Genomic DNA, 7,543 nt, shown 5'->3' on the forward strand with positions numbered 1-7,543 from the left:
TGGGACCAGGCCGCAAGCCGACTGTCCTCGGGCGCATGGCGGAGACACCAACGCTTCGTCCCGTTGGCGCCAGGCTCCGTCATCCCGGGCATGCCTACGGCTCCCTTCATCTGCGTCAGCCCGGTCAACATGGTCGAGGCCGCACATGATCACGGTGGCCGTGTTGTAGCGGTCGAGGATCTGGCGGGCCTCGGCGGTGTAGCCGTCGCGGCCAAAAGTCCGGTCAGCGGATCGGGTCGGGCGGCCGCCAGGCGTCGGGGCAGTGCGGGCGGCTGACCCGGTGGTGCGGGAGTACCGCACCGTCCCGGCCGCCTTGGGTGGCCGGGACGACACAGAGATGGGGCAGTTCACAGCCTGACCGCTGCCCGGTACTGGGCGTACAGGTCGGCTTCGCGCTCCGGGTCATCGCTTTCGTCGGCGTTGTCGCAGCACGGACAACGCGGTGCGAACGAGTGGGACAGGTCAAAAGCCCCGTGCTTCCCGGATCCACCACACTGCAGGCATCAGACGTCGGCCGCGCCGTTGAATGCCCATACGTGCCGCACTGTGGGCAGCGGGCGCAGGCAGTGAGGACGGCCTGGAAGGCCGCTTCCACGGCGTCATCGTGTCGTCGGGCGGCATGGGGCGGGCTCGGTGACGTCCGGGCGCACCGACCCTCGTGGGCGGACCGGCCGGTGCACCGCGTCGCGTGACGCCTTTCGCCCGGATGCGCCTCCCCTGTGGTGGACGGGTGCCTCCCCACCGAGCGTGGGGGAGGACCCGTGGAGACCCGCAGGTCCTCCCTCTGCAGAGGAGCAACGATGTCGGAACGCAACACCGCCGTACGCAGCATCCACGATCTCGGCCTGGCTGCCTGGTTCGGCGGCTCGCTGATGGGAGCTGTGGGACTGAACGGCGCAGCCACGAGCCAGGGCACGAGTGAGACGGACATGGCCAGGATCGCCAGCGCCGGCTGGGCGAAGTGGACGCCGGTGAACGCTGTGGCCATCGGGCTGCACCTCATGGGCGGGACTGGTCTGCTGTCCGCCAACGCCACCCGGGTACAGACCCAGCAGGGGGTGGCGACCTCGACGGTGGCGAAGGCCGTGCTGACCGGCGCCGCACTGGCGGCCACCGCGTACAGCCGGGTTCTGGGCAAGAAGGTGGAGCTGGCGAGTTCCAGCGACCCCGAGGACCTCGAGAAGGCCGCTCACCATCCCGTGGACCTGCACAAGGCCCGGCAGCACCTGACGATCATGCAGTGGGCGGTGCCCGCCCTCACCGGTGCGGTGGTGGTTCTCAACGCGCTGCACGGGGAGCAGCAGCGGCCCCTCCAGCAGAAGGTGGGCATGATGCAGCGGGCGGCGTCGCAGGTGCACCTGGCTCACCTCGGCCACTGATTCCCCGGCCGGCGGTGGAGCAGGTCCCCGGTCCGTCGACGAGCGACCGACCGGGGACCGTTCTCCCGTTCGCGTGACCGTGCCGCACACACCGTCGACCGGCAACCGGCTGCGGTCGTAGCGGCGGTGCCCGTGGGCACCCGTCTCCGGGGCGACGCTCGGGAAGCCGGGGTGCAGTGACGGAGAGGCTGCGCGCGCGGGAACGGGCGGCGGCCGAGCGGGCGGCCTGATGGGGGAGCTGACCGGGGCTCTCGCCGAGGCCGCCACTGTGCGCCACGTGGTGGACGCCGTTGCGGCCCGGGCGCTGCCTCCGCTCGGTGCGACCGGGGGCTATTCGCGGCGGCCCTTCACTCGTCGATTGACGCACCGAAGCGCGCGTCGGTTCCTGAAGCGCCGAGCGAGCCTCCGCCGTAGGACCACGATCCGGTACTCACCGTCCCGGTCGTGGAGGCGGCAAGCCACCAGACCACCCCGTCGTCGGTGTTCTCGCCTGGTGCCGCAGCCAGCAGCTCGGAGCGGCCGTCGGTATCCGTGTTCGACGAGCCGGACCTGTCCGCCCCATCGTCTCTCTTCTCCGCTGTGCCGGGCACGTCCGCCAAGCTCTGGTCGAAGGACTTCGCGCCGACGGCGGTCAGCCCCGCGGCTGAACCGCGCAGGATCCGCACCCTCACCTGCATCGGCCACGGCGCCGATGTCCTCACCGGGCACGCCCACAGCCAGGTCGGCGTGGCCGTCACCGTCCATGTCGGCGAGGGAGACATCGGCACCAAAGGCTTCGCCGAACTCGGCAGTGTCCTGGTCGGCGGCGAGCGCGACGGCGCTGGGGGAACAGTCGATGCCGGTCGTGCGGTAGTCGAGCTGGGCAAGGCGCCGGACCAGAGAGCCGGAGCCGCAGCCGATCAAGGACGGAGCGGCGGGGCCGGCGGCACCGACCAGAGCGGCACCGGCGTTGGTACCGGCGCTGTCGGCCACCGAGGACGCCGCGCCGAACTTCGCGTTCGCGTCCCGGAGCTGGTCCGGATCGACGACAGCCGGCACGGATACGCGAGAGCGGGCCCGCCCTGAAGGACGGACCCGCTCTGCCGGGCCGGCTAACACTCAGTTCTTGCCCACCGGGTTCAGCACGATCGCCCCGGAATCGTTCGCCGGCTTGCCCTCGTTCGGCATCGTGTACGCGAAGAACGCCCGGCCGGTGGCGTTCTTGATCACCTCGTTGACGTGGAGGCCGAAGGTGAAGGTGCGGGAGGCGTCCTCCAGGATCGGCGTGTCGAGGTGACAGAGGTAATCGCCCTCGGCGCCCTCCCAGCCCGGGCTGCAGCCCTCGGGAACCGTGGTGACCGTGGTACCAGGGGGAAGGTCGACCCAGAAGGTGACCGGTTCGCCACCGGAGCGCAGTAGGGCCAGCCAGGCGGGGCCGTGGTTGTCGAAGCCGATGTCCACCGACACCGTGCTGCCCTTGCGGGCCCGCAGCCGCTCACCGGTCAGGTCGAGGTCGAAGGTGTTCGCCGTCGGGAAATCCATCTCCGGGTAGCGGGTGTAATCGGTCGGGTCCGCGTCCGGCACACGGACCAGCTCCAGCGCCGACCCGTCACCCGCCTGGTAGTCGCCTTCGGTCAGCAGCTCCCGCGCCTGCTCGGCGGGCACCGCGCTGAAGCTGTAGGACATCGCGTCGTAGAGCGCGAAACCGGCGGTCTCGATCGGGAAGGGCGCGCTCAGCCCGTATGTCACTTCACCGGCGAACTCGCTGTCGAAGATGCAGAGCGCCGTCGAGCGTCCGAGCACGTCGTCGGCGTCACGCGGCTCGTACCAGCAGTTGCTGAAGGTACCGGGGAAGGACAGGCCCCGGCTGCCGGAGATCCGCAGCACGACGCCGTCACCGCCCAGCCCGCCGACATTGCGGAAGCCCAGCGGTGCCTGGAAAGTGTCACCGGCCTGGAAGCCCACGGGCTCGGTCAGCTGCTTCATCAACAGCTCCGGCCCACCTACCAGCACGTCCACCGTGTGCCCGGTGAAGGACAGACCCTCGCCCACGGCCGTTATCTCGATGGCGCCGACATCGCCAGCGGCGCTCCCGCCGGTCACATCAAGGCGGATGCCGCCGAGGTCGTTGTAGTCCTGGCCCGCGTAGATCTCGTAGTTGCTGCAGGTGGCGACGAGCCCGTCGACGGAGCACCCCTGCCACCCGCCGAGCTGGGAGAAGTCCACCGCGGCGATGCCGACCAGGGAGCTTGCGTCCACAGTGACCGTGTACTCGCCGGTGTGGATCGGCCAGGTGACGCCGTCCTCGTCCGGTACCGGCTCGCCGGGCGCCCGGAGGCCCAGCTCGATCTGCGGCTCACCCGGCTCACCGGTCTTCGGGTGCAGCGGGAGGTTCACACTGTCGGGGCCGGTGATCGAGACCGGCAGGGGTTCCTCCTGCGCATGAACAGGACTGGCCAGCGCCGTGCCGGCCAGCGCAGCCAGCACAAACGCGGAGATGGTACGCCGCGCGACGACGAGAGGATTCATGAGACCTTCCGCGATTCGGACATCATGCGCACCGGATCGGTGGCGCGTACTCATGACCTACGAACTGTCTGAAAGGTTGCTCTGAAACGCGATGGGCCCACCCCGGAAGGAATCCGGGACGGTTCAGTCTGGGACTCCTCATCAGCGGACGGTGCAGGCGTGTTGCGCTGGGCTCCGGGTGGAGCGTTCGGTTCGAAAGAGTCCTACCAAGCCAGGGTGTTCGCCGGACTTGACCTCGATCACGGTTGAGGTTGTTGGGTAGGTGGTGGCGACGATCGCCGCCACCACCTCAGCAGTCCGGAACGGAGAAGGACACCGTCATGACGAGCGACATCCTTGTAGTAGGGACGATTTCGCCGGAGACGCAGGCCGCGGTAACCGGTGTGGTGAAGGGACTGGAGAAGGCCTTCAACGCTAAAGACCCAGTCGGGCTGAGCGTGCAGTTCACCGAGCATGCCTCCTGGACCAACGTGAAGGGCACGCGTCTTGACGGCAGGGAAGCGATCGCCGAGTTCAGCGCTTCGGCGATGAGGAGCTTTCTTCGCGAGACCTTCGCTCGGTACGACGTGCTCAAGATGTTGCAGATAGCACCCGGGGTTATCGCTGTGAACGTTGCACAGACACCCACCGACAGCGCAGGCACCCCTGTCCGCGGTCCGCAGGGAGCGACGCTCTACGTGATCGCCGAGCAGTCGGACGGCTGGCACATCGCGGCCGGACAGAACATGGCCGTCGGCCCCCCGTCGACTGCATGACATCCCGTCCTGTTTCGGTTCTGCCGCCCAGCCCATGGGGAGACCACCCGAAAACCCACTGATCGAAGGGCTGGAGTGTGGTTGGGCGCGCTCAACCGTCGCTGAGAACGCTCAATCCTCTCCGCGAGAGATCACATCAGACGGAGGTGGTGCAGAGCTCGGTGACGATTGCGAACGAGGTGGTCACCATGGGCACTGCCATGGCCGGTGGCATCACGGCCTGCGTGGTCTGGCCGTGAGGAGGAAGGTGTGGAGACCGGCGTCTCGGACCCCACGCCTCCCGCCCGGCTTCCGTATCCGCGTCTGTTGCAGGGCCTCGCTGAGATCCACCCGGCCACCCTCGAACCGCCGATGGCTCCCGCACCCCCCCCCCGCGGTGCCGGCCCGGGGACCCGCCCCCGCGCCGACCGCGTTCACGCCCGTCCCCAAGACGCTGCTTCGGCTCGACCCCTTCGGTGCCGGTTGTGTGCTCAAGCTTGCCGATCGGCAGCCAGCACTTGAGCGCGGAGAGGTAGGCGGCGTTCACGTCGGGCGGTGACCTTGAGGTCGCCGGGGGCCTTGAGGGAGTAGCCGGGGTGGTGGAAGCGGGGGCGTGCTTCCCAGATCTGGTCCGGGCCTTCTTCGACGGCTTCTTCAGGATGTCCGGGAGGGCGGGGTAGGCGGTGTAGTCGTAACAGGCCGTCGCCCCGGTCTCGTTGAACAGGTGCATCACGTCAGGGATCGCACGCTTGATCAGCGCCTTGAGCACGGCGTCCGTGTCGCCGCCGGCGCGCTCGAGTTCCGGGTGCACGGCCCGGGTGAGGAGCCCGGTGGTTGCCTCCTGCGCCCGGGCGGCGCTACGGGCACGCGCTCCGGGCGGGCTGCCAGGGGCACCGGAGCCGGCGAGACGAAGGCCGGAGCGGGAGCAGCCGGCGCGGCGGCGCCGACGAGGCCACGGCGGCCGGACCGGGCGGCTGGCACAGGGCCCCGGAGTGCAGAAGACGGCCGTCGGTCGACTGATAGGCGGTAGTGACACCACAGCGGCTACAGGGTCTCGGATCGCCCTCGACGGCACGCCCGTCCGGTCCGCGCAACAGCCGGTCGCGGGAGAGTGCGTCGACGCCGTCGTGGACGATCGGTTCCACGCCGACGTCGGTGGCCTCCGCGGTGAGCCCGGCGGCCATGGACAGCGACAGGTCGTCCATGCGGGAGCTGGCTTCGGAGACGTGGGTGAAGTCGGTCAGGAACGGGGCCCAGGAGTTGACCTCCAGCACCATCTCTGGCAGGTCGACGGCGGGCATCCGCTTCTCGACCTCCTTGTGGAGCTCGATCAGGGAGGCGGGCTCGTCCTGGCGGTCGAGGCCGGTGAGGATGATGCGGTCGCGTCCGCCCTGCTGCTCGATCCGTACGGCCGGGTTGGCGGCCAGGCCGTCGGCGAAGCCACGGTGAGCCGCATCGACCGGTCGGTCCAGCCTTTGAGGATTTTGTCGGGTTTCGGTTCGAGATCGAGTTCTTCACACACCCGTGAATGGACAGCGCCCCATGGGTCGTCCTCCAGGAGCCGGGCGTTGGGGTCGCCCCACTTGCGCAGGCCGGGAACGTACACCTCGTGCCGGTGCAGCCCGGTGCGCAGGGCTTCGGTGCTGGCCACGATGAACGCCCGCTTCTCGACGCTGCCCACCGGCATCGGCGGGGGCGGGAAGACCAGACGGCGCCAGGCGGAGGTGAGCACCTTGGCCGGGACCCCCAGGCTTGGATGGGGCGGCGGCGCGCCTTGAGGGACTTCACGAAGCGGAGCGCGTCCCACACCGGTTCGCCGGCCGCGCTCGCCGCGAAGCTGGGCATGTCCAACGCCGGCTTGTCGGCCGCGCCGGCCTCGATGGCGAAGGTCTGGGCAGTCCCGCCGGCCGCGGTCCACGCCGGCGAAGTCCGCCGCACAGGGGAGTGCGCGACCGGCCGATGTGTCCGGATGCTGGTCGGCCGGGGGCGCGCGCCCGGCGCATGGGAGCTTGTTCCGTTCGCCGGGTGGAACAGGAGCGCGCGGGCGCACACCGGGGAGCTATCCGAAAGCGTGTGGTTCATATCAAGTTCTACCCGCACTATTAGGACATCCGAGTGGCCGGATGTTTCCGCGCGGGTCCGGTTGGCATATACCTCGGGCGGATGTGCTTCCCGGCGCTCGGACGGGTGTTTGAAAGCAACAGGACGAATATGTGCCTCTCTCGGCCCTTGTTCCTCTAACGTGATCGGCGTGAACGGGTGATGTCGGGTTGGCCCTGGACAGCCGCGGAAGTGGGGGGCTCGACGGGGCGCATTGGGAACGACCGGCACTCACGCCCGTGCATAACTGATGAACATGTCGAGGAAAGAGCGAGAACAGTGGGGGGACGGCCGTGACCAATCCTTTCGATGACGAGTCGGGACGATTCGTGGCGCTGGTGAACGACGAGGGTCAGTACTCACTATGGCCCGCCCATATCGACGTTCCCGGCGGCTGGCGCGCCCAAGGGCCCGAAGGATCGCGTCAGGAATGTCTGGACGTGATCGAAGGCGCCTGGACCGACATGCGACCCGCCGGTCTGGTGCGGGCGATGGAGGCCGACGCCGGATAGGCCGGCGGTCGGGTCGGGGTCGCTTCCCCAGGTCGAGCGGCGTGCGGGGGATCCGACGTGATCGATTCCGCTCTTGTCTGAGCGGAATCGATCAAGTTTGATCGGGCGACTTTCGCTCCCTGATTGCAATTGCTCATGTCGCCTCCATGTGGTGTCCATGAGGCATTAAGGACTTCCTGGCGTCTGCCTTTGATGGGCAAAGACGTCGCGTCCCCGTCCGGCAACCGCCGCCGGTGTGGGCCCCCTTGCGTCGTGGGTGTGCGACGTACCTCTCCGCTAGCTGCGGTCCCGGTTCCGAGGGCCGTCGCAC

7 protein-coding genes are annotated in these 7,543 nt (G+C 69.0%); 3 read left to right on the forward strand and 4 right to left on the reverse strand.

Translation table 11 applies throughout. The features are described from left to right. Positions 1 to 800: 800 nt before the first annotated feature. Positions 801 to 1,379: a hypothetical protein gene (locus tag ACFYSH_RS14885; protein ID WP_359466645.1), complete on the forward strand. Its 579-nt coding sequence runs from the start codon at positions 801 to 803 to the stop codon at positions 1,377 to 1,379. A gap of 330 nt (positions 1,380 to 1,709) precedes the next feature. On the opposite strand, the gene ACFYSH_RS14890 is transcribed toward ACFYSH_RS14885, so the two are convergent. Both ACFYSH_RS14890 and ACFYSH_RS14895 read right to left on the reverse strand, forming a co-directional pair. Continuing rightward, complete coding sequence (locus ACFYSH_RS14890; RefSeq protein WP_388752688.1) at positions 1,710 to 2,477, reverse strand: methyltransferase domain-containing protein; 768 nt, start codon at positions 2,475 to 2,477, stop codon at positions 1,710 to 1,712. After that, complete coding sequence (locus ACFYSH_RS14895; protein ID WP_388752691.1) at positions 2,478 to 3,887, reverse strand: hypothetical protein; 1,410 nt, start codon at positions 3,885 to 3,887, stop codon at positions 2,478 to 2,480. A gap of 320 nt (positions 3,888 to 4,207) precedes the next feature. Here ACFYSH_RS14895 and ACFYSH_RS14900 point away from each other — a divergent pair, with 320 nt between their 5' ends. Next, positions 4,208 to 4,642 carry an SgcJ/EcaC family oxidoreductase gene (locus ACFYSH_RS14900; protein ID WP_388752694.1) on the forward strand — a complete coding sequence of 145 codons (435 nt, stop codon included), beginning with the start codon at positions 4,208 to 4,210 and terminating at the stop codon, positions 4,640 to 4,642. Positions 4,643 to 5,478: 836 nt separating this feature from the next. Here ACFYSH_RS14900 and ACFYSH_RS14905 read toward each other — a convergent pair. Both ACFYSH_RS14905 and ACFYSH_RS14910 read right to left on the reverse strand, forming a co-directional pair. Then, entirely contained in the window at positions 5,479 to 5,922 is a 444-nt protein-coding gene (locus ACFYSH_RS14905) for a Tn3 family transposase (RefSeq protein WP_388752697.1), read from the reverse strand. 29 nt (positions 5,923 to 5,951) lie between these two features. Further along, the gene (locus ACFYSH_RS14910) at positions 5,952 to 6,353 is read right to left on the reverse strand and encodes a hypothetical protein (protein ID WP_388752700.1); all 402 of its coding nucleotides are present in this window, start codon (positions 6,351 to 6,353) and stop codon (positions 5,952 to 5,954) included. Positions 6,354 to 7,014: 661 nt separating this feature from the next. Here ACFYSH_RS14910 and ACFYSH_RS14915 point away from each other — a divergent pair. Beyond that, on the forward strand, positions 7,015 to 7,233 hold the full coding sequence (locus tag ACFYSH_RS14915; RefSeq protein WP_359466661.1) for an MbtH family protein: 219 nt from the start codon (positions 7,015 to 7,017) through the stop codon (positions 7,231 to 7,233). Positions 7,234 to 7,543 lie beyond the last annotated feature (310 nt).

Origin of the sequence: Streptomyces sp. NPDC005791, assembly GCF_042871485.1 — a bacterium.
Lineage (GTDB): Bacteria > Actinomycetota > Actinomycetes > Streptomycetales > Streptomycetaceae > Streptomyces.

Bases quoted from the DNA above. Each gene is read 5' to 3' on its own strand.
- ACFYSH_RS14885 (WP_359466645.1), top strand. From the start codon at position 801: ATGTCGGAACGCAACACCGCCGTACGCAGCATCCACGATCTCGGCCTG.
- ACFYSH_RS14895 (WP_388752691.1), bottom strand. From the start codon at position 3,887: ATGAATCCTCTCGTCGTCGCGCGGCGTACCATCTCCGCGTTTGTGCTG.
- ACFYSH_RS14900 (WP_388752694.1), top strand. From the start codon at position 4,208: ATGACGAGCGACATCCTTGTAGTAGGGACGATTTCGCCGGAGACGCAG.
- ACFYSH_RS14905 (WP_388752697.1), bottom strand. From the start codon at position 5,922: ATGCCCGCCGTCGACCTGCCAGAGATGGTGCTGGAGGTCAACTCCTGG.